This window comes from Achromobacter sp. FW305-C-28, from assembly GCF_058783235.1.
Map to the genome: position 1 here is coordinate 439,967 of NZ_JBYSYL010000004.1, position 21,075 is coordinate 461,041.

Annotated in this window: 21 protein-coding genes; 8 read left to right on the forward strand and 13 right to left on the reverse strand. The window is 64.6% G+C overall.

Annotated features, from left to right (window positions below):
* Positions 1–77: 77 nt before the first annotated feature.
* Positions 78–371, reverse strand: coding sequence for a hypothetical protein (locus tag AC3WMR_RS14135; RefSeq protein WP_492265536.1), 294 nt, complete (start codon positions 369–371; stop codon positions 78–80).
* 151 nt (positions 372–522) lie between these two features.
* Between AC3WMR_RS14135 and AC3WMR_RS14140 the strand changes: the two genes are divergently transcribed.
* A complete protein-coding gene (locus AC3WMR_RS14140; protein WP_492265537.1) occupies positions 523–675 on the forward strand; it encodes a hypothetical protein in 153 nt (50 codons plus the stop codon).
* 62 nt (positions 676–737) lie between these two features.
* Here AC3WMR_RS14140 and AC3WMR_RS14145 read toward each other — a convergent pair whose 3' ends face one another.
* The 4 genes from AC3WMR_RS14145 to AC3WMR_RS14160 all read right to left on the reverse strand — a co-directional run bounded on the left by AC3WMR_RS14145 (position 738) and on the right by AC3WMR_RS14160 (position 2,490).
* Entirely contained in the window at positions 738–1,244 is a 507-nt protein-coding gene (locus AC3WMR_RS14145; protein ID WP_492265538.1) for a GNAT family N-acetyltransferase, read from the reverse strand.
* A 51-nt stretch (positions 1,245–1,295) separates the two neighbouring features.
* Positions 1,296–1,682, reverse strand: coding sequence for a hypothetical protein (locus tag AC3WMR_RS14150; protein WP_492265539.1), 387 nt, complete (start codon positions 1,680–1,682; stop codon positions 1,296–1,298).
* 167 nt (positions 1,683–1,849) lie between these two features.
* Complete coding sequence (locus AC3WMR_RS14155; RefSeq protein WP_025136133.1) at positions 1,850–2,056, reverse strand: DUF7661 family protein; 207 nt, start codon at positions 2,054–2,056, stop codon at positions 1,850–1,852.
* Entirely contained in the window at positions 2,053–2,490 is a 438-nt protein-coding gene (locus tag AC3WMR_RS14160; protein WP_492265540.1) for a GNAT family N-acetyltransferase, read from the reverse strand. Before AC3WMR_RS14160 ends, AC3WMR_RS14155 begins: the two co-directional genes overlap by 4 nt.
* 64 nt (positions 2,491–2,554) lie before the next feature.
* Here AC3WMR_RS14160 and AC3WMR_RS14165 point away from each other — a divergent pair, with 64 nt between their 5' ends.
* Positions 2,555–2,794, forward strand: coding sequence for a hypothetical protein (locus AC3WMR_RS14165; protein ID WP_492265541.1), 240 nt, complete (start codon positions 2,555–2,557; stop codon positions 2,792–2,794).
* A gap of 161 nt (positions 2,795–2,955) precedes the next feature.
* On the opposite strand, the gene AC3WMR_RS14170 is transcribed toward AC3WMR_RS14165, so the two are convergent.
* Together AC3WMR_RS14170 and AC3WMR_RS14175 are read right to left on the reverse strand one after the other, a co-directional pair.
* Positions 2,956–3,921: a 2-hydroxyacid dehydrogenase gene (locus AC3WMR_RS14170; RefSeq protein ID WP_492265542.1), complete on the reverse strand. Its 966-nt coding sequence runs from the start codon at positions 3,919–3,921 to the stop codon at positions 2,956–2,958.
* 56 nt (positions 3,922–3,977) lie between these two features.
* On the reverse strand, positions 3,978–4,973 hold the full coding sequence (locus AC3WMR_RS14175) for a Bug family tripartite tricarboxylate transporter substrate binding protein (RefSeq protein WP_492265543.1): 996 nt from the start codon (positions 4,971–4,973) through the stop codon (positions 3,978–3,980).
* A 236-nt stretch (positions 4,974–5,209) separates the two neighbouring features.
* Here AC3WMR_RS14175 and AC3WMR_RS14180 point away from each other — a divergent pair, with 236 nt between their 5' ends.
* Positions 5,210–6,088 carry a LysR family transcriptional regulator gene (locus tag AC3WMR_RS14180; RefSeq protein ID WP_175192154.1) on the forward strand — a complete coding sequence of 293 codons (879 nt, stop codon included), beginning with the start codon at positions 5,210–5,212 and terminating at the stop codon, positions 6,086–6,088.
* An 8-nt stretch (positions 6,089–6,096) separates the two neighbouring features.
* Here the strand turns inward: AC3WMR_RS14180 and AC3WMR_RS14185 are convergent, their stop codons facing one another.
* From AC3WMR_RS14185 to AC3WMR_RS14210, 6 genes are all read right to left on the reverse strand, one after another.
* Positions 6,097–8,547, reverse strand: a complete 2,451-nt coding sequence (locus AC3WMR_RS14185; RefSeq protein ID WP_492265544.1) for a TonB-dependent receptor — start codon at positions 8,545–8,547, stop codon at positions 6,097–6,099.
* 206 nt (positions 8,548–8,753) lie between these two features.
* On the reverse strand, positions 8,754–9,698 hold the full coding sequence (locus tag AC3WMR_RS14190) for a FecR family protein (protein ID WP_492265545.1): 945 nt from the start codon (positions 9,696–9,698) through the stop codon (positions 8,754–8,756).
* Between the two features lie 15 nt (positions 9,699–9,713).
* Positions 9,714–10,217, reverse strand: a complete 504-nt coding sequence (locus AC3WMR_RS14195) for a sigma-70 family RNA polymerase sigma factor (RefSeq protein ID WP_492265546.1) — start codon at positions 10,215–10,217, stop codon at positions 9,714–9,716.
* 84 nt (positions 10,218–10,301) lie between these two features.
* Positions 10,302–10,685, reverse strand: a complete 384-nt coding sequence (locus AC3WMR_RS14200; RefSeq protein ID WP_492265547.1) for a DCC1-like thiol-disulfide oxidoreductase family protein — start codon at positions 10,683–10,685, stop codon at positions 10,302–10,304.
* A gap of 17 nt (positions 10,686–10,702) precedes the next feature.
* Positions 10,703–11,266: a hypothetical protein gene (locus AC3WMR_RS14205; protein ID WP_492265548.1), complete on the reverse strand. Its 564-nt coding sequence runs from the start codon at positions 11,264–11,266 to the stop codon at positions 10,703–10,705.
* Positions 11,263–11,913 carry a DUF2239 family protein gene (locus AC3WMR_RS14210; RefSeq protein ID WP_492265549.1) on the reverse strand — a complete coding sequence of 217 codons (651 nt, stop codon included), beginning with the start codon at positions 11,911–11,913 and terminating at the stop codon, positions 11,263–11,265. Before AC3WMR_RS14210 ends, AC3WMR_RS14205 begins: the two co-directional genes overlap by 4 nt.
* A 209-nt stretch (positions 11,914–12,122) precedes the next feature.
* Here AC3WMR_RS14210 and guaB point away from each other — a divergent pair, with 209 nt between their 5' ends.
* The 5 genes from guaB (at position 12,123) to AC3WMR_RS14235 (ending at position 21,054) form a co-directional block, all read left to right on the forward strand.
* Positions 12,123–13,583: an IMP dehydrogenase gene (guaB, locus tag AC3WMR_RS14215; protein ID WP_175192159.1), complete on the forward strand. Its 1,461-nt coding sequence runs from the start codon at positions 12,123–12,125 to the stop codon at positions 13,581–13,583.
* A gap of 120 nt (positions 13,584–13,703) precedes the next feature.
* Entirely contained in the window at positions 13,704–15,296 is a 1,593-nt protein-coding gene (guaA, locus tag AC3WMR_RS14220; protein ID WP_175192160.1) for a glutamine-hydrolyzing GMP synthase, read from the forward strand.
* A 324-nt stretch (positions 15,297–15,620) separates the two neighbouring features.
* On the forward strand, positions 15,621–16,880 hold the full coding sequence (locus AC3WMR_RS14225) for a tyrosine-type recombinase/integrase (RefSeq protein ID WP_492265550.1): 1,260 nt from the start codon (positions 15,621–15,623) through the stop codon (positions 16,878–16,880).
* A 267-nt stretch (positions 16,881–17,147) separates the two neighbouring features.
* Complete coding sequence (locus AC3WMR_RS14230; RefSeq protein WP_492265551.1) at positions 17,148–20,147, forward strand: DEAD/DEAH box helicase; 3,000 nt, start codon at positions 17,148–17,150, stop codon at positions 20,145–20,147.
* Between the two features lie 85 nt (positions 20,148–20,232).
* Complete coding sequence (locus AC3WMR_RS14235) at positions 20,233–21,054, forward strand: AbiJ-NTD4 domain-containing protein (protein ID WP_492265552.1); 822 nt, start codon at positions 20,233–20,235, stop codon at positions 21,052–21,054.
* Positions 21,055–21,075: the final 21 nt, after the last annotated feature.

Below are 21,075 nucleotides of genomic sequence, written 5' to 3' on the forward strand. Positions count from 1 at the left end.
TGTCCGGGCATTACCGTCCGCTATTTCAATGACTTAGGACCCCCCCCGGCTCGCCCCGTGCCCCCAGGGGCGGCCTTTCAGCGCGGCGCCATGCCTTTGCGTTGACCGGCGGCCGTTTCGAGCAGTTCGGCCGTCATCTGGTCACGTTCCAGGATGCAGGGTTCCAGGGCCAGGCCGGCCAGCAGTTCGTCGTAGATGTCGCCCATCAGGCCGGCGGGCCGTTTCAGGTCATAGGACACTTGATGCACGCGCAGCAAGAGCGAGCGCATGCGCTTGACCTCCCAGAGCAGGGCAAGGACATCGGCGTTCCAGGGCTGGCGCTCGCGGATGACGCGCAGCTCGGCATGGGTAAGGGGGACTTTGAACGGCATGGTGAAAAACACTGGTTATATATCCAGTATAATCCGCCAAAAACAGGGCCGGGTTTGTTGCAGGCCGGCCAAGTGTTACCAATCGCCGAACCCTGTTTCCAGGCTCTCTTCTAGACTCGCGGCATCTCAAATGACCACGCCGAGCGCCTTCATGAAACTACTCTCTACCCTGGCTGTCATCGCCTTCCTGCTGACGGGCTGTGCGGTCTATACGCCCAGCGGATCCGTGGTCGTCGATCCCCACGACGGCGGTGGCCGCGGCGGATTCTGTCCGCCGGGGCAAGCCAAGAAAGGCAACTGTTAGGCGGCAGCCGGCCAGTCTTTACGACCGGTTGGCGGCGGCATAGGCTTGCGGTTTGATTCTGTTCAGGCCACTGCCGACCGCAGGCGCGCCATGTTGTACACGTCCGCATAGCCGCCGTCGCGGATGGCGTAGTCGCGCAGTTGCCCTTCGACTTCGAAGCCGTGCTTGCGGTACAGCGCCACCGCGGCCTCGTTGTCGCAATAGACCGCCAGTTCGACCCGGCGCAGGTTCATCCAGTTGTCGGCGATATCCAGCAGTTCGCCCAACAGGCGGCTGCCGATGCCCTGGCGTTGCCAGGCGCCGGCCACGCCCATGCCGATGGACCCGCAATGGCTGCGGCGCACGCGCGCAAATTGTTCCAGCGTGGCGCTGCCGATGACTTCGCCCTGGTGCGTGGCCACCAGGGCCACCAGGCGCTCGTTGTCGGGGGCCAGCAGCCGGCGCCAGCGTTCGGCCGGCTGGTAAGGCATCTGCAGCACCTGGCGCGCCATGGCCGGGTCGTTGTACAGCGCGGTGATGCCGGCCAGGTGGGCGTCGGCGAAGCGTTCGATGAGAATGGTCGGGGTCACGGGAAAGCGGTCGTCGGTGTTGGGGCTATCTATATATAGAGGGCAGGGCCATCAGCGTCGCTTGTCGGTTCGCCGCGGCGCCGGCAGCGGCGTGCCGACATGGCTGGCCAGCCAGTGTTCGATCTTGTCGTCGCGGCGGGCGGCCCAGTCCTTGCCCAGTTCCAGCACCAGCATGTTGCGGGTGTCGCCGAAATCCTGGCCGGGCGCCTTCTGGAACATGGCCTGCCAGATTTCCGAGGCGACCAATTCGGTGGTGAGCAATACGCCGATGCCCTTGGCATCGATCCATAAGGGCGCCGCGCGTTCGTCGACGTGGGTCTTCAGGTTTTCCAGCAGCTTCTGGGCCATCGACGCGTTGTCTTTCGAGGCCGCGATCAGGACCAGGTACTGGCGCCGGTTGCTGGACGGTTCGTCCGAATCGCCAAAGGGATTTTCCATGGTCGTGCCTTCAGGGGAAGTCTTGGAGGGGGCAGCCGGTTATCGACCGTCATGTCCGCACCATAGCACCGCGGCGCCATGGCGTCGGATCAAGCTGTGTTTTTTCGCGCGAATCCAGCCAGGCGCGGCCGGCTCCTTTTCGAACAGTCAATGTCACGATACTCCGGTCAGGAAACCGGCGTCACCGTGTCGCCGGGCCGGGCCAGCTCATGATAGATGTCGTCCAGGTAGGCGGGCAGTTCGTCGGCGGCGACGTCCGCCGGAATCACCAGGTTGTTGCGCACCCGCTTGCCGGGCTGGGCGTCATAGACGACCCACTGATCGTCTTCGCGCAGGATGACCAGCTGGAAGCGGCGGTAGATATCGAATTTCACGGTGTCTTCCCGCCTGCGTCTTTGTCGATGAGCTTCTTCATCGACGGGGCCGGATGCAGCGCGTATTTTTCGCGTTCGTAGAAAGCCACCGCATCGGGTCGGGCATCCAGGAACACGGCGCCCATGTCGCGGGCCCGGGCATCGGCTTCGGCGTACGCCATCAACGCCCGACCGGCGCCGCTGCCGCGGATGGCTTCGTCGACCACCAGATCGTCCACATGCAGGTGCGCGCCGCGGGCCAGGGTATGCACGGGCCGGATGCCCATCACGCCGACCAGCTTGCCGTCCAGGTACGCGCCGACCAGCTCATAACCCGTGTGCGACTGGCGCCGCACGCGATGCAGGAATTCGGCTTCGTCCAGCTTGCGCAACTGCGCGATCAGGGGATAGGCCAGCCCCCAGTTGGACGGCTCGATTCTTTGCACGGCAATCATGGAATTCCCATCGATGGTCTGTCGGGCGGTCAGGCTACCATGGCCTACCCCACCAGGAGCGACCATGGAAGAACAGGACGGTTTTCAGATCACGCGCGGCGCCGTGCAGGTGCAGGAGGGTTTCGTGCCGGTCATCGAGGCGCAAGGCCAGGGGCCGGACGGCCGGACGTTGCGGGGCGCCGTGACGGTGACCGAGTACGGCGTCTTCGACGATCAGGAAGAAGCGATCAACGCGGGGTGGACGATACGCGTGCGGTCGATCGAGGTACAAGGCAACGGCTTGTCGATACGGATCGACGGCTGACGCAGGAAGACGCCAACACGGCAAAAAAAATCCGGCCCGAAGGCCGGAGAAAGTTACAACAACAAGCACAACGGCTCGCCGGCACGAGCCAGTGCGATGAGAAATTTATCAGATATGCGATAAATTGCAATGCCCTGTGTCCACAAGTCGGACACATTCACCTAGACCACCCGCGTCACCGTCGTGCCGTCCCGAAACCAGCCGTCCAGGTTCGCCAGCATCAGATCCGCCATCGCGCGCCGGGTTTCATGCGTGCCGCTGGCGATGTGCGGCAGCATCACCACGTTGTCCATGCCATTCAGGGCCGGGGGCGTGGCCGGCTCGTGTTCGAACACGTCCAGGCCCGCCCCGGCAATGCGTCCATCGCGCAGTGCGGCGACCAGCGCGGTTTCATCCACCACGCTGCCGCGGGCGATATTGATCAGCCAGCCTTGCGGCCCCAGCGCGTCCAGCACGGCGGCGTTGACCAGGTGGCGCGTCGCGGCGCCGCCCGGCACGGCCAGCACCAGGAAGTCGCTCTGGGCGGCCAGTTCCAGCACGTCGGCGCAGTATTGATAGTGGGCAGGTGCATCTGCCCGCGGCTTGCGGCTGGTGTACAGGATGGGCATGTCGAAGGCCTCTGCGCGGCGCGCAATCTGCAGCCCGATGTTGCCCAGGCCCACGATGCCGCAGCGCTTGCCACTCATGCGGGTACCCAGGCCGAAGCCTTCCTGCGGCCAGCGGCCCGCACGCACGAAGCGGTCGGCTTCGGCGAGGCGGCGCGGGGCGGCCAGCATCAATGCCAGCGCGGTGTCGGCAACGCAGGCGTCCAGCACGCCGGGCGTGTTGGTGACCAGCACATTGCGCGCCTGCGCCGCCGCCACGTCGATGGTGTCGTAGCCCACGCCGAAACTGAATACGCCTTCCAGCGCGGGCAGCGCGTCGATCAGCGAACGCGGCGCGCCAAAGCGGCCGCTGGTGGCGATGCCACGGATCGTCGGGCCGTGTTCGCGCAGCAGCGCGGCCTGGTCAGGGCTTTCCCACCAGCGGTGCACGCGGTAGCGCGATTCCAGGTCGGCGGTCAGTTCGGGCAGCAGGGGGCCGACCATCAGCAGGTCGGCGGCGGGGGCGGTCAAGGTGGATGTCATGGCGGTGTTGCGGGGTGAAGGGCGGCCGGCGGGATCGCGGGCCGCCACAGGTTGAATTACTGAACTTGAATATGCCGGGTCTTGATGATCTGCCCGTAGCGTTCGCGCTCGCTGGCGGCCAGGGCTTCCAGTTGCTGGGGCGTGGAACCATGGGCCACGGCGCCCTGGGATTCCAGCTTGGTTTTCATGGCCGGGTCATTGGCCACCTCGCGGATCGCGGCCGACAGCTTGTCGATCACGGCTTGCGGCGTGCCGGCCGGGGCCAGCACCGCCGTCCACGAGCCCGTCTGCGCATTCTTCACGCCAGCTTCGTCGATGGTCGGCACGCCGGGCAGGGCGGGCGAGCGCGTGGGGCCCGTCACCGCCAATGCGCGCAGCTTGCCGGAATTGACGTAGGGAATCGTCTCCAGTACCGACGCGAACAGCATGTCGACCCGGCCCGCCATCAGGTCGGTCATGGCCGGGCCGCCGCCCTTGTAGGGCACGTGCATCAGGTCGACGCCGGTGGCCTGTTGGAAGATTTCGCCCGACAGGTGCGGCGCGCCGCCCGTGCCCGAACTGGCATAGGTGTGCTTGCCCGGCTGCGCCCGCGCCAGGCTCACCAGTTCCGTCACGTCCTTGGCGGGCAGGCTGGCGGGCACCACCAGCACGAACGGCAGGTCCGAAAACAGCGACACCGGCGCAAAAGCCTTGGCCGGGTCCGAGTGCAGCTTGTAGATCCACGGGTTGATGGCCAGCATGCCGGAATTGGCGAACAGCAGCGTGTAGCCGTCGGCGTTGGCGCGCGCCACCAGGTCGGCGGCGATCTGGCCGCCGGCGCCGGGGCGGTTGTCCACCACGACGGACGCGGACAGCTTGTCGCCCAGCGCCGCGGCCAGCAGCCGCGCCGAAATATCGGTGCCGCCGCCCGGCGCGAACGGCACGATCAGGTTGATGGCGCGTTCAGGGTAGGGCGCAGCCTGCGCCGCGCCCGGCAGGACGCTGCTGGCGGCCAGGGCCAGCAGCGCGGCGATGAGCCGGATGCGGGGGCGCGCGGGTCGGTTTGTCTCCATGGATTTTCTCTTTGTGGTGGATGAGTGGGGCAACGAAGGTCGGGCGATTCCGTCCGCGAAAACCAGGCTGCGGCGGTTCGCCTCGAGGGTTGGGGGCAGGGCCCGCCGACACGGCGCGAAGCCTCCTTTTGTGCCGGTGGACCGGGGTCTGGTCCCTGCGGCCGAGTATAGGAATGCCTGTCGATGGATGACTGTTCGAGCTATAAATAGCATTGATCAATTCAAGGATTGAATCGATGGAATTCCGCCAGCTTGAATGCTTCATCGCCGTGGCCGAAGAATTGCACTTCGGCCGCGCGGCGCAGCGCCTGTGCATGACGCAGCCGCCGCTGTCGCGGCAGATCCAGTTGCTGGAGCAAGACCTGGGCGTGACGCTGTTCGAACGCAGCAGCCGCCAGGTGGAACTGAGCGCGGCGGGCCGGCGCTTCTTGCGCGATGCCCGCCACCTGCTGGAATATTCCGCCCGCGCCGCGGCCATCGCCCGGCGCACGTCGGGCGGCGAGGCCGGCCACATCACGCTGGGGTTCACCGCGGTGGCGTCGTACCGGCTGATGCCGTCGCTGGTGGTGCGGGCGCGCAAGCGGCTGCCCGGCGTGGACATCCAGCTGCGTGAAACCGTCAGCACCGACCTGTCGCGCCTGTTGGTGGCGCGCGAGGTGGATGCGATTCTGGCGCGCAGCGTGCCGCAGCAAAGCGGCATCGAGGCCCGCCTGATCGAACGCGAACCGCTGGTGCTGGCGCTGCCGGCGGGGTCGCCGCTGTGCGCGCACGCCGTCGTGCCGCTGCGCCTGTTGCAGGGGCAGCCGTTCGTGCTGTATTCGCCCCGGGAAGGCAAGTACTTCTATGACCGCATCGTCGGCGCCTTTGGGCTGGCCGACGTACAGCCGGAATACGTGCAGCGCGCCAGCCAGACGCACACCTTGCTGGCCTTGGTGCGCGCCGGGCTTGGCGCAGGCATCGTGCCGGATTCGGCGCGCGAACTGCGCCTGGAAGGCGTGGAATTCCGGCCGCTGGGCCAGCGCGATCTCTATGCCGACATGTACCTGGCGTGGCACGCGCAGCACGACAACCCCGCGCTGGCCGCGTTTCTCACGCAGGTCGCGGAAACGGCGTGACAGGTGGCCTACCAGCGATGCGTGTACATCGCCGTCAGCACCGTGCCGGCGGCGGGCAGGCGGCTGCTGTTCAGGCTGTTGCGCATCAGCTGGCTGTACTGCGGGTAGTAGTCGCGGTTGAAGAGGTTTTCGATGCCCAGCGTCAGCGTGTCCTGCTTGCTCAATTCGTAGCGGCTGATCAGGTCCACCGTGGTGTAGCTGCTGACCTCGCGGCGCCCGAAACTGTTCACGCCATCCAGCCGGTAGTCCTTGCTGCCGAAATACGTGACCTGCATGCGGTTGCTCCAGCGCTCGTTGGGGCGGTATTGCAGGTAGCCCGTCAGCTTGAGCGGCGGGATGCGGTAGCCGGTCATGGGCTGGCTGGGCTGGCCGTCCGGCGTTTCGCGGCCGCGCGTCCAGGTGAAGGTGCCGCCGGCGCCCCAGCGGTCGTCGTCGGTGCTGTAGTCCAGGCTGCCTTCGACGCCGAAGATTTTTTCTTCCGTGCGGGTCAGGATCAGCCCGTTGTTGAAGCTTTGCACGTCGCCCAGCTTGGACGTGGAATAGAACACCGCCAGCGTCGCCGACGTATTGCCGAAGCCGCCGCGCCAGCCCAGCTCATAGTTGTTGGTCTTCACCGGTTGCAGGTCCGACGACGCAATGTCGAAGCCCGGGCGGGCATTGCGCATCTGCACGCCGATATCGGGCAGCTGGAAGCCCTGGCTGAACGAGGTGTAGAACTCCTGCCCGCGCACCGGCGAATAGGCCAGCCCTGCATTGAACAGCAGCGCGTCGTAGCTGACCGAGCCGCCCTTGATCGTCTGCGGATTCGCCACCCGCGACTGCGACAGCGGCACGAACTCGTCGAAACGGGCACTGGAATACTCGTAGCGCACGCCGCCTTGCGCGGACCACTGGTCGTTGAACTTGTGTTCCAGCTGGCCGAACAGGCCGGTGCTGCGGGTGGTCAGCTCGGGCATGTAGGTCACGGTGCCGGTGCGGCGAAACACCCGTCCGCCGCTGGCGTCGTACGCCACGGGGTCGAAGATGTCGTTCGGCATGTCGCTGCGTTCCTGGTTGAAGTCCAGGCCCCACAGCAGCTTGGTGCGCTTGGCATCGCCCAGCGGCGTGTCCACCGTGATGCGGCTGCCCAGCACGTGCGAATTCTGCATCACCTGGTCGACGTTGTTGCCGCGCGTGACCACGGCGCGCGCATCGAACGGCGTGAAGCGGGTGTAGTAGTCGCGGTAGTACACCTGGGTGCTGAGCTTGCTGCCCCACAGCGACTGGTGCTGGTATTCCAGGTTCACCAGGGTGTTGCGGATCTGGTTCTGGTCGTCCAGCTGCAGCCCGTCCAGCGGGCGCGCCGTGGCCGAGCCCGGCGGCAGGCGTGCCACCGCAGGGTCCGACGCGTAGCGGGTGTCCTGGTCGGCGTTGTAGTGGCTGACCGACAATTGCACGCGCTGGTTGTCGTCCAGCCGCACGCCCAGCTTGGCGCCCACATTGAAGGCGTTGGCGTTGAACATGTCGCCCTGGCTGGGCTCGGGGGCGATGCGGTTGCCGTTGGCGTCGTACGAACTGCCGATATGCCGGCCGCCTACGTCGAAGGCATAGTCCAGCTTGCCCTGGCTGCCGGCAAAGTGCTGCTGCAACTGGCCGCCCAGGCCGTCGGCGCGCAGGCGCGTCAACGGCGACGTGGCGCTGAGCGTGGTCTCGGCCACATCGGGGCCGCCGGCCGGGCGCGTGGTGATGGAGACGATGCCGCCCGTGGCGCCCGCGCCGTAGATCGCGCTGCTGCCGCGCAGGACTTCCACCCGCTCGATCAGTCCGGGGTCGATGTTGGCCAGGTTGCGCGCGGAATCGCGGTTGGTGTTCAGCGGAATGCCGTCCACCAGCACCAGCATGCTGCGACCACGCAGCGTCTGGCCATAGTCGGTGATGGTGCGGCTGGAATCGGCCATGCCCGGCACTGCCTTGGCCAGCACCGTGGCCAGGCTGTCCGAACCCGTGCGCAGTTCCTGCAACTGCTCACGCTCGATCACCGTGGTCTGCCGGGTCGGGCTGGCCAGGTCGGATTGGGTGCGCGACGCGCTGACTTCCACCGCGGCCAGCGTCACGGGGCCGGCCTGGGCGGCCGCGGCCCGTTGCAGCACGATGGCATTGCCTTCGCGGCGCTGTTCCAGGCCGCTGCCGCGCAGCAACTGCGCCAGCGCCTGTTCGGGCGTATAGCTGCCCGACAGGGCCGGCGCTTGCAGGCCCGCCACCACCTCGGGCGTGTAGAACAATTGCAGCGGCGTGCGCTGCGCCAGGCTTTTGAGTGCGGCGTCCAGCGGTTGCGCGGGCATGCTGAAGACGATCGAGGCGGCAGCGGGCTGTGCCCGCGCGGCGGCCGGTGCGCAGGCGCAAGCCAGCGCCAGGGCGACCGGCGCCAGGCTTAGCGCGCCGGCTCGCATGCCGCGGCGCGAGGGGCGACGCGAGTCCATTCCGGAGTGTTCCAGCCCCAAGTGTTCCAACCATGCCTGCACGTTCCTGCTCCTGTTCTTTGCCGTAGGGGTGTCCGCCGCTTTTGCCGCCCGGGACAGGCGTGATGAAGCGGGGTTGCTTCTGAGGAAGACGCAATCCGGCGAAAAAACCTGAATGGAAATTTGTAACGGCGGGGCGCAAGTCGATTCCTGCCGCGCCGACAGGATCAGCGCGCGCTCACCTGCGCCGTGCCGTCCGGCAGCCGGCGCACCGCCACCGGCAGCAATTGGGGCAGGGCGGCCAGCAGGCTGTCGGGGTCGGCGGTGTTGAACATGCCGGTCAGGCGCATGCGGGCCGACGCGGCATCGACCACGATCGGCATGGGACGGTAGCGCGACACTTCGCGTGCTACGTCGGCCAGCGCCGCGTTGGAAAACACCAGCTTGCCGTTGCGCCAGGCCAGCACCGCGTCGACATCGGCGGCCGTCACCGGCCCCAGGCGGCCCTGGGCGTCCAGCGTCACGCGCTGTCCGGCCGTCAGCGCGGCGGTCGCGCCCGTGGGGCCGGACGCGCCGTCGACCCGCACCGACCCGGACTCGACCACCACGTCGGCGCCGCTGTCGTCGCGCCGCACCTCGAAGCGCGTGCCCGTGACGGTGACCGACCCGCGGCCCACGTCAACGACAAACGGCCGTTGCGAATCCTGCGCCACCGTGAACATCACCTGGCCCGCCACCAGTTCCACCTGGCGCTGCGCTTTGCCCAGCCGCACCCGCACCTGGCTGCGTGTGTTCAATTCCAGCAGCGAGCCATCGGGCAATTGCAGTTGCTTGCGTTCGCCGATGCCCGTGGCCAGTTCCACCATCTTGTCACCGGGCATCATCAGCACGACGCCGCCCGCCACGGCCAACGCCAGGGCCAGCGTCGCGCCCGCGCCCACCAGGAATTTGCGCCGACGCGGCGCGGCGGCCTGGCGTTGCACGCGTTCGGGTTGCACCTGGTCGGACGCTTGCCACAGGCGCTCAAGAAAATCGTATTCGTAGCGGTGGCGCGGGTTGGCCTCCAACCAATCGCGCAGCGCCTGCCGCTCGGCCTCGGTCATGTCGCCCGACTGCGCGCGCGCGAACCAGCGCGCGGCGGCTTCATCCGGAGGGGGCAGCGTGTGCGTCATGGCTGGGGCGGGCGGCTAGTGCGGCGCATGCGCGCTAAGGCGCTGCCGCAGATGGCGCAAGGCGCGGATCATGTGTTTTTCGACCATGTTCTTGCTCAGGCCCATGCGTTCGGCGATCTCGGCCTGGGTCAGGCCTTCCAGCCGTTGCCACAGGAACACCTGGCGGCATTTTTCGGGCAGCTCGGCTAGCGCGCGTTCCAGGTCTTGCGTCAATTGGCCCGACCGGGCCTGCGACACCGGGTCGCCCACGCGGCTGGGGTGGGCCGCAATGATATCAAGCGGCAGCAGTTCGACGCCGCCTTCGCGCCGATGCTGGTCGATGACCAGGTTGCGCGCCGTCTGGTGCAGATAGGCGCGCGGCTCGCGCACGGCGGCGTCATCCGCCTCCAGGCACTTGAGCAGGGTGTCGTGCGACAGGTCTTCGGCCGCGGGCCGGTTGCCCAGGCGTCGCGTCCACGTGCGCAGCAATTCCTCGTAGAAGGGCAGGAATCCCTTCGCGCGTGATAAGCGGCTTGCCATACCGGTGGCCGTAAAGTGGGACCGGAATGATAATGCGTTGCATTTGATTGTGGCAAGCGGCTTTGGCCCGCAGCGCCCGCCCGTTCAGGCCGGCATCTTCTTCTTGCCCATCAACGCCAGCGTCAGCGCCCGCCCGCGCCGCATGAACGGATACAGCGCGGCCGACAGGCATGGGTTGCGAAACACCGCGGCATTCACTTTATTGAACAGGTCGTTGTCGGTGCTGATGAGCGCCAGCCGGTTGATGCAGTCGGCGCCCCAGTAGGTCTTGCCGTCCAGCCGCAGCAGCATGCCTTCGTTCAGGTCATAGCCTTGCTGGCGAAAGGCGGCGGCCAGGTCCGGGTGCTCGCGCATGTTCAAGAGCGCCACCGGCCCCACGGCCTTCTGCAACTGCAGCATTTGCACGTAATTCGTGCAGAACGGGCAGTCGCCATCGTACAACAGGAAGTTCTGGGGGGTGGTATCCATATAGAGAGCTTACCAGCCTAGTTCCAGTCGATATCTTCCTGCAGATACCACGGCCCGGCCAGGGGCGTGACGACCAACTGGGGGTGCGACGACAGCAGCGGTTCCTGCGGCGAATATTCGTACCAGAGCAGATAGCGGTCCGCCACGTCCAGCGTGGCATGCGCCACGGCGCCCGACGCGTCGTACTCGACATGAAAGGCGTCAATCGCCAACCCAAGCTCGCGGATGCGCCGATGCAAAGCCGCATGCTGCGCGGCCGCTTGCGCATCAAAGGCCTGGGCCGGCGGTTGACCGGGCAATTGGCAATTTTCCCCGGCGGGTTCGCAATATCGATTGGTTGCTTCTGGAATGGCCGCGTATTGACTGGCCGCGAACGCCAACTGCTTCGGTCCCTCGGCCGAATAGCTCGAAATGCGCAGCGGTTGCACATAGGCAAGCAAGGCCTCCAGCCGGGGCACGTCCGACGCGCCCGGCTGCCGATGGGCATGCCAGCCCCAGGCGCCGGCCAGCGTCAACGCCACCACGGCCAAGGCCCCGCCGATCCAGGCCCGGGCCCCGCCTATCCGGATACCGCGCGTCATCTCGCCGCCTGCGCCGCCGCGTCCGCCCAGGCCAAGTGCATGGCGTAATCGCGCACATCCTGCGGCCAGTCGGCCAACTGCTGCGCGAAGCGCTCGCGGTCGCCGGCATACAGGGCGCGCGTGGCTTCTTCGAAGCCCGCCAGGTTGCCCGCCATGCTGGACATGAAGTGGTAGGCGGCCTCCTGGCGCTGGCGTTGCTGGTCACGCGCCTCGTTGTCGCGGCGGGCCTGTTCCACCAGCTTGCGCAGCGCCACCGAGGCGCCGCCGGGCTGCGCGCCCAGCCAGTCCCAGTGGCGCGGCAGCAGCGTCACTTCGCGCGGCACCACGCCCAGCTTGGGCCGGCCGCGGCCGCGCGGGGCAGCGTCGGCAGCCTCGACCGCGTCTTCCGATGGCGCGGCGCCGGCAAGGGGCTGCGGTTGGTAGCGCTGACGAATCTGCGCGTCGTCGCCGCGCAGGTCCAGGTCGACCTGCTTGCCGCTCTGGTCATCGAACACCAGGATGGCGGCATCGCTGCCGGTGGCCGAGGTTTGCCGCACGGCCAGCGCCACATCGGCCAGCGGCCCACGCGCCAGCAGGCGGTGGCCCTCAAAGGCGGTATGCAGATAGGTCGCGGGCGGGGGGGCGGCGGGAGAGGGAATCGTGGTCATGGCGGTACGGGTTAAATTTTGCCCGGGTAAATTTGATGGAATGCATTGTGATCCGCCGAAAAGCGTCTGTCAATATGATCCGGGTAAAAATGGTCGCGACCACGCCACGCCCCTGAAAAAAGTCGCAAAAATCCTGCGCCGACCTAGGGTCAATACCTAGTCAAAACACACAGGCGGCGTATAATCTTGCTTTGCGCCCGGAGTTACCCATGCGTCTCGTTCAAAAAGCGCTCACCTTCGACGATGTGTTGTTGGTGCCTGCGTATTCCGAGGTGTTGCCGCGCGACACCTCCCTGGCCACGCGCCTCACCCGCAACATCAGCCTGAACATCCCCCTCGTGTCCGCCGCCATGGACACCGTCACCGAGTCCCGCCTGGCCATTGCCATGGCCCAGGAAGGTGGCATCGGGATCATCCACAAGAATCTGTCCGCCGACGCCCAGGCCCGTGAAGTCGCCCGCGTCAAGCGCCACGAATTCGGCATCGTGATCGATCCGGTCACCGTCACCCCCCAGATGAAAGTGCGCGACGCCATTGCGTTGCAGCGCCAGCATGGCATCTCGGGCCTGCCGGTCGTCGAAGGCCGCAAGCTGGTCGGTATCGTCACCAACCGCGACCTGCGCTTCGAAGAAAACCTCGACCAACCCCTGCGCAACATCATGACGCCGCAGGAACGCCTGGTCACCATGAAAGAAGGCGCCACGCTCGATGAAGCGCAGGCCCTGATGCACAAGCACCGCCTCGAGCGCGTGCTGATCGTCAACGACGGCTTCGAACTGCGTGGCCTGGCCACCGTCAAAGACATCGTCAAGAACACCGAACACCCGCTCGCCAGCAAAGACACCCAGGGCCAGTTGCGCGTCGGCGCAGCGGTCGGCGTGGGTGCCGGCACCGAAGAGCGCGTGGAAAAGCTGGTTGCAGCCGGCGTCGACGTCCTCATCGTCGACACCGCCCACGGGCACTCCAAGGGCGTGCTGGAAGGCGTGCGCTGGGTCAAGCAGAACTACCCCAAGGTTGAAGTCATCGGCGGCAACATCGCCACCGCCGCCGCCGCGCGCGCGCTGGTCGAGTACGGCGCCGACGGCGTCAAGGTCGGCATCGGCCCCGGTTCGATCTGCACCACCCGCATCGTCGCCGGTGTCGGCGTGCCGCAAATCCATGCCATCTCCGAAGTCGCCAAGGCGCTCGAAGGCACGGGCGTGCCCCTCATCGCCGACGGCGGCATCCGCTACTCGGGCGACGTCGCCAAGGCCCTGGCGGCCGGCGCCTTCTCGTGCATGATGGGCGGCATGTTCGCCGGCACCGAAGAAGCCCCGGGCGAAGTCGTGCTGTTCCAAGGCCGTTCGTACAAGTCGTACCGCGGCATGGGCAGCCTGGGCGCCATGACCGACGGCTCGGCCGATCGCTACTTCCAGGACCCGGCCAACAACGCCGACAAACTGGTCCCCGAAGGCATCGAAGGCCGCGTCCCCTACAAGGGCAGCGTGCTGGCCATCATCTACCAACTGGTCGGCGGCATCCGCGCCTCGATGGGCTACTGCGGCGCCGCCACCATCGACGACATGCGCACCAAGGCCGAATTCGTGGAAATCACCTCCGCCGGTGTCCGCGAATCCCACGTGCACGACGTACAGATCACCAAGGAAGCGCCCAACTACCGCGCCGACTGATCCCCGTACAGTCAACTACAATGTCATGCATCACGCACCGGCAGAACCGCAAAATCAGTCAGCGGGTCTGCCGGTGCGGTTTTATTTACAGCGATTTCATTCCTTACCGGTAGAGTCTCCATGCACCAGCGCATCCTCATTCTCGACTACGGTTCGCAAGTCACCCAACTGATCGCCCGTCGCGTTCGCGAAGCCGGCGTCTATTCCGAAGTGCACCCGGGCGACGTCGACGACGCCTTCGTGCGCGAACAAATGGCGCAGGGCCTCAAGGGCATCATCCTGTCGGGCAGCCACGCATCGGCCTACGAAGAAGGCTCCATGCGCGTGCCCCACGCCGTGTTCGAGCTGGGCGTGCCCGTGCTGGGCATCTGCTACGGCATGCAGTCCATGGCGCAGCAACTGGGCGGCGTGGTCAGTTTCTCCGACCACCGCGAATTCGGCTACGCCGAAGTCCGCGCCCACGGCCACACCAAGCTGCTGGAGGGCCTGGAAGACTTCACCACCGCCGACGGCCACGGCATGCTCAAGGTCTGGATGAGCCACGGCGACAAGGTCACCGAGCTGCCCCCGGGCTTCAAGATCATGGCGTCCACGCCGTCGTGTCCCATCGCCGGCATGGCCGACGAAGACCGCCGCTTCTACGCCGTCCAGTTCCACCCCGAAGTCACGCACACCGTTCAAGGCAAGGCCATGCTGGCCCGCTTCGTGAACGAGATCTGCGAATGCCAGGGCGACTGGAACATGCCCGACTACGTCGCCGAAGCCGTCGCCCGCATCCGCGAGCAGGTCGGCACCGACGAAGTCATCCTGGGCCTGTCCGGCGGCGTCGATTCGTCGGTGGCTGCCGCCCTGATCCACAAGGCCATCGGCGACCAGCTCACCTGCGTGTTCGTTGACCACGGCCTCTTGCGCCTGGACGAAGGCAAGCAGGTCATGCAGACCTTCGCCGAGAACATGGGCGTCAAGATCATCCACGTCGACGCCACCGCCCAATTCATGGGCAAGCTGTCCGGCGTGGCCGACCCCGAAGCCAAGCGCAAGATCATCGGCCGCGAATTCGTCGAAGTTTTCCAGGAACAAGCCGGCAAGCAGCAAAGCGCCAAGTGGCTGGCCCAGGGCACCATCTACCCCGACGTCATCGAGTCTGCCGGCGCCAAGACCGGCAAGGCCACGTCCATCAAGTCGCACCACAACGTGGGCGGCCTGCCGGACACGCTGAACCTGCAACTGCTGGAACCCCTGCGCGAACTGTTCAAGGACGAAGTCCGCGAGCTGGGCGTGGCCCTGGGCCTGCCGCCGCAGATGGTCTACCGCCACCCGTTCCCCGGCCCCGGCCTGGGCGTGCGCATCCTGGGCGAAGTCAAGCACGAATACGCCGAACTGCTGCGCCGCGCCGATGCCATCTTCATCGAAGAACTGCGCAACACCAAGGACGAAGCCAGCGGCCTGACCTGGTACGAGCTGACCTCGCAAGCGTTTGCCGTGTTCCTGCCGGTGAAGTCGGTGGGCGTGATGGGCGATGGCCGTACGTATGAATACGTCGTGGCCCTGCGTGCGGTGCAGACGTTTGACTTCATGACGGCCGACTGGGCACCGCTGCCGCATCCGTTGCTGGCTCGGGTGTCGTCGCGGATCATCAATGAAGTGCGCGGGATCAATCGGGTTGTTTACGACGTGTCGAGCAAGCCGCCTGCGACGATCGAGTGGGAGTGAGGGGAAGCAGTTTTCCCTTCTAAATCAACAGTCTAGAAGGTCTCTCAAAAGATCATCAACAAGAATGTGATTCTTCTAGGTTGTTGATTTTAAAGACTATTTCGTGTGAGTAATTTGTTTTTAAGAGCTTCCAGGCAGCGAAGCTGACGGTAAATTTGACGGGGTGCGCAAGCTCTTTGGACTGGGGTTGGCGTAGCCACGAAAGAACTACCGTCAGCGACGGTAGTTCTTCCTTAGACATCAGGATTTATGCGAGCTCGCAAGGGCATGTAGGTCTCGTGATAGGTGACGGCAATCGGCCGTTTCAATCAGGAGACTATTCCCGTGCTTACAGACTTTTCCCTGCGGAACTTGAAACCCCGCGCGATCCTCTACAAGGTCGCCGATCGCGATGGCATGTACGCCATCGTTTCGCCGAAAGGCACCATTACCTTCCGATACGACTACCGGATCAATGGCCGACGAGAGACGTTGACCATAGGCCGTTACGGCTTCGGAGGAATTTCACTAGCCGAAGCCCGAGAAAAACTGCGGCGCGCCAGGAGGCTGCTGGGCGAGGGCACTTCGCCAGCGCTACAGAAGCAACGAGAGAAGGGACGTGGGCCGGAGACCCAGACCTTCAGCGATCATGCCACCCGTTGGCTTTATGGGGCCACGATGGCCGAGTCGACCCGTTCGATGCGGAAGAGCGTACTGGATCGCGACATCTTGCCAGCGTTCAACAAACGCCTTCTTGGCGAAATCCATGGGGAGGATCTACGCGCTCTGTGCATGCGTGTGAGAGCGCGAGGCGCACCAGCTACCGCCGTTCATATTCGGGACCTTGTGAAGCAGATATACGGCTACGCGAATCTGCATGGGGAGAAGGTGGCAAACCCTGCTGATAGTGTAGAAGCGGCTTCCATTGCGACTTTCGTACCGAAGGATCGTGCCTTGTCCCCGCAGGAAATCCATCTGATGTCCAAGCAATTAGAGTGCGTGGCTACCTATCCGACGATCCGATTAGCATTGCGCATGATCTTGCTGACGTTGGTGCGAAAGAGTGAGCTGATCGAGGCGACTTGGGACGAGGTCGATTTCGAGAAGGCAACCTGGACCATTCCAAAGCAGCGAATGAAGGGGAGGAGGCCGCACGTGGTTTATCTCTCACGTCAGGCGCTCGACATTTTCGTGGCGTTGCATACTTGTGCGGTCAGTTCCAAGTTTGTCCTGCCGTCGCGCTACAACGCTGACAGTTGCATGTCCAAGGCGACCCTGAACCGTGTCACGCAGCTTGTGGTCGAGAGAGCCAAAGTCGCGGGCTTACCACTGGAGCCGTTTACCGTTCACGATTTGCGCCGTACGGGATCAACGCTGCTGCACGAATTGGGTTTCAACCGGGATTGGATCGAGAAGTGCCTTGCGCATGAAGACGGACGATCCTCGCGCTCGATCTACAACAAGGCCGAGTACGCTGAGCAACGGCGACACATGTTGCAAGAGTGGGCGGACATGGTGGATGCCTGGATCAACGAGCAGACCTATGTTCCGAGACTGTTTCCGGAAAACTTGGCGGTTCCTGTTCATTATGGTCGGGGATTGTAGCTTCAGGTAACGTTTTGGGTAATATTGGACCTGGGCGCTGTGTGGCCATGTCGGCCGCACAGCGCCCAGGTCCAAATGAGGAATCCGCCGATCGACGTGGGCCGGTGTCTCGACATCTTGCTGCGCCCAATCTGGTTCAAACCTATAAGGTATTGGCGACTTGCCGCTCCATTCTCCGATCTTTCGAATGGCACGGATGACCAAGAATTCCTCGAACGATGCATTCCTGCCGGAAGGCGTCTACCAAGCTGGAAGCTAGGAGATTGCGTGGCGATCAAAGCGATTTTCGTCGGTATCAACAAACATCTCGATGCGAAGATCCCAGAGCTGAGCGGAGCCCGCCGCGACGCGACTGCGTTGTGGGCACTGTTCACCGACACCATTGAGGGTTTGGCTGGTCGACTGCTTGTCGATGAGGCAGCCACACATGCCGAGGTGTCGCAGACGATCCTTGGGGCACTGTCGGCTGCGGGCCGGGACGACGTGGTCGTCATCACATTCGCTGGGCACGGTTCTCCCGATGGGAACCTGGTCCTGTTCGATACCAACCCAACTGATCTTTCCAGCACAGGCCTGTCAATGGCGGACTTGGGCGATGCCTTCAAAGCGACGAAGGCGCGTGCGGTGCTGTGCGTTCTTGACTGCTGCTTCAGCGGCCAGGCACCTGCGCGCGTGCTGGAGGCTGCAGCGCGCCCGCGAAGCGCATTTGCGTTGACTGGCGTGTACGGCGAAGGGCGCATTCTGCTTGCAGCCTGTGCAACCAACGAATCTGCCTGGGAGCAGCCGGGCACCGGACACGGATTGCTTACGCATGCCGTGATAGAGGCGTTGACGGGTGCGGTCGGCGACTCGGTCAGCTTCCCGGAAATCGCCGGCGAGATTATCCGGCTGGCGCGTGTCGAGGCCGAGCGCATCAGCGTGACACAGACGCCTGTATTCCTGGGCAACGTCCAGGGTGGCCTTGTGTTTCCAGCCCTTAAGCGTGGTGACAACTACGCCGCTGCGTTCCCGGCCAGAGCGGTCCAGCAAATGTCGGGATCATTTGCGGAATTTTCCGCGCACGGCTTTCCGCCGGAGATCGTCGATCAGTGGACGACGGATCTCCCGCGAGGCCTCAACGCGCTGCAACTCAAGGCCGTCAACGAACACGGCGTACTGGCCTGCAGATCGCTGCTGGTGGTCGCGCCGACTAGCTCGGGTAAGACCATGATCGGCGAACTGGCTGCGATTCAGGCGGTCACAGCCGGCAAGAAAGCGGCGTTTCTGCTGCCATATCGGGCGCTGGTCAACGAGAAGTTCGAGGAGTTCAGCAAGCGATACGGACCTGCGGGCCTGCGCGTCGTTCGGTGCAGCGGTGATGCTACGGATGGCATTGGCCCCGTGTTGGGCGGTCGCTATGACCTGGGTTTCTTCACCTACGAAACCTTTCTCAATCTGGCGCTCGGTTCGCCGCGCCTGCTCAACCAGCTCGGCCTCGTCGTGCTTGACGAGGGCCAATTCATCACGGACCCAAATCGAGGCATTACGGTAGAGTTGATTTTCGCGCTTCTGCTGCGGGCGCGTCAGCGCGGAATCGAGCCGCAACTGGTGATCTTGTCGGCGGTCATTGGCAACCTCAACAGCTTCGATCGCTGGCTCGACCTGCCCTTATTGATGTCCCGCGAGCGGCCTGTGCCCCTGGTCGAGGGCGTGCTCGATCGGCGCGGGACGTTCCAGTTCGTCGATGTGGACGGCACCACCAAGACCGAAGCCCTGTTGCCTGCGCATCGCATCGTGCAGCGTCGCGACAAGCCCAGCTCGCAAGACGTGATCGTGCCGTTGGTTCAGCAACTTGTAGCACAGGGCGAGAAGTTGCTGGTCTTCCGCAACATGCGTGGTCCGGCACAGGGGTGCGCCAAATACTTGTCCAAGGAATTGGGCCTGGGTCCTGCGACGACCGTCCTGGACGTGCTGCCAACTCAGGATCTGACAGGCGCCTCGCAGGATCTGCGGGAATGCCTTGCGGGTGGCACCGCGTTCCACAATACCAATCTCTTGCGCGCGGAGCGCGAAGCCGTCGAGAAAGGTTATCGCAACGCTGGCGGCGGTATCCATGCGCTGGTGGCCACCACGACGCTAGCTGCCGGTATCAACACGCCGGCATCGACGGTGATCCTGGCCGAGAACGAGTTCGTCGGTGAGGACGGCCGCCCATTCACCGTCGCCGAGTACAAGAACATGGCAGGACGGGCGGGACGGCTCGGATACAACGAGACCGGCAAGGCCATCATCCTTGCCGACACGCCGATGGAGCGCGCGCAACTGTTCCAGAAGTACGTGCTCGGCGTGCCTGAAGACGTGAAGTCATCCTTCCAGCAGCGCGACCTGCCAACCTGGACATTGCGCTTGCTTAGCCAGGTTCGGGGCGTGCGCGCCACCGAAATTCCTGGCCTCCTGGTCAACACGTTCGGCGGCTACTCTGCATCACGCGCAAATCCGCAATGGATCGCGATCGTGGAGCATGAAGTCACCGCGTTGGTCGAGCGCCTGCTGCAGGCTGGGTTGGCCGAGCGCGAGGGCGAGTTGATCCACCTGACTTTGCTCGGACGCGCCTGCGGCGCTTCGTCCTTGTCGTTTGAGTCGAGCCTGCGGCTGGTCGAGTTGATGAAACAGCTGAACGCCGCACAGACGTCGCCGACCCAGGTGCTGGCGATGGTGCAGGTCCTCGACGAAATGGATGCGATCTACACACCGGTCATGAAGCGGGGGCGGTCGGAGAGCGTGCGCGCCAATGATGTGGCGCAGCGCTATGGGCATGCGATGACGCAGGCACTGCAGCGATATTGCCGGGACGAGATTGAGTTCTGGTGCCGATGCAAGCGCGCGGCGCTCTTATACGACTGGATCGAGGGTACCCCCGTCGACGTGTTGGAGAAGCGGTTCTCGACCACGCCCTTCGGAGGCGCTGTTGGATACGGGAACATCATCGGAATCGCCGATGCAACCCGCTTTCATCTGCGCTCGACGCACCAAATCCTGTCGGCGCTCTTCCCGGACCAGCCCGCGTTCCTGGCGGGACTCGACGAAGTCCTGCAACGACTCGAATTCGGCCTTCCGGCCGGTGCGCTGCCGCTCACAAACTTGCCGCTCGCTCTGACCAGGGGGCAATACCTCGGGCTCTTCAACGCCGGGTGCATGACGCCGGAAGCCGTGAACGACTTGAGCGGCGAGCGGCTAGAAGCATGCATTGGTCCGGCTAGCGCGTCGCTGCTGAGGCCACAAGCATGAACGCCATGGTTCTGCGCAGGGGAATGAAATTTTTGGATAGACACGTAGCCACCATCGCGTCGTGGCCGCGAACGGAGTCAACGTGATGAGCGACTACTTCAGCGACCGTCAGAACGGTCCGCGCGCACGCACCGAGCAGGTGATTTCGCCCACTGTCTGGGCGGGCCTCGTGGCAACGGTACAGGCGTTGATCAATAGCGGCGCATTCGGCCTGCGCTTTCCCGAACGCTGTCCTGATGGGCAAGTCACTTGCGGCGGCGATGCGGACGCCTTGGCGGCTTCCGTCAGCGCAGAAATGCCGGGGCTGGCTTGGCCTTTGGAGACCGTCTCTATTGATGGGGAGGGCTACTTTGCTGAACGCCAGCCGTTCGCGCCGGACACCTTGCTCGTCTTGGACTTCATCGAGTTCGTTCACGCATCAGTGGCAAAACCGATCTCAGGGACGTATCACGACTACCACCGTCATTACCACTTGACCTTCGATCAGGAGGCGGGGCAGGAAGACTTTCGCGTGACGGTGAATCGCATATTCGCGCGCAACGGGGTTGCGTTCGAGATGCTGCCCAATGGTCGTATTGAACGAGTGCTCCCGCCGGTGCTTGGCGAAGAACTGAAACGGACGCTTTTCAATACGGGTGATCGCACGCTCGACAACATGCTCGACGAGTGCCGGGCCAAGTTTTCGGACCGCAATCCGTTGGTGCGTCGTGAAGCGCTGGAGCGGTTGTGGGACGCATGGGAGCGACTCAAGTCACTGGCTGACCCGAGCGACAAGAAGCGCTCGGTCAAGATCATCCTCGATGCAGTTACCTCCGTGCCGTCGCTGCGAGAGAGATTGGAGACAGAAGCGATGACCTCCCCCCTAAAAGTTGGACAGTTGATAACTGGAAAATTCCGGCGAAACTAGCCCCCAGGAGGGCGTCGCCAT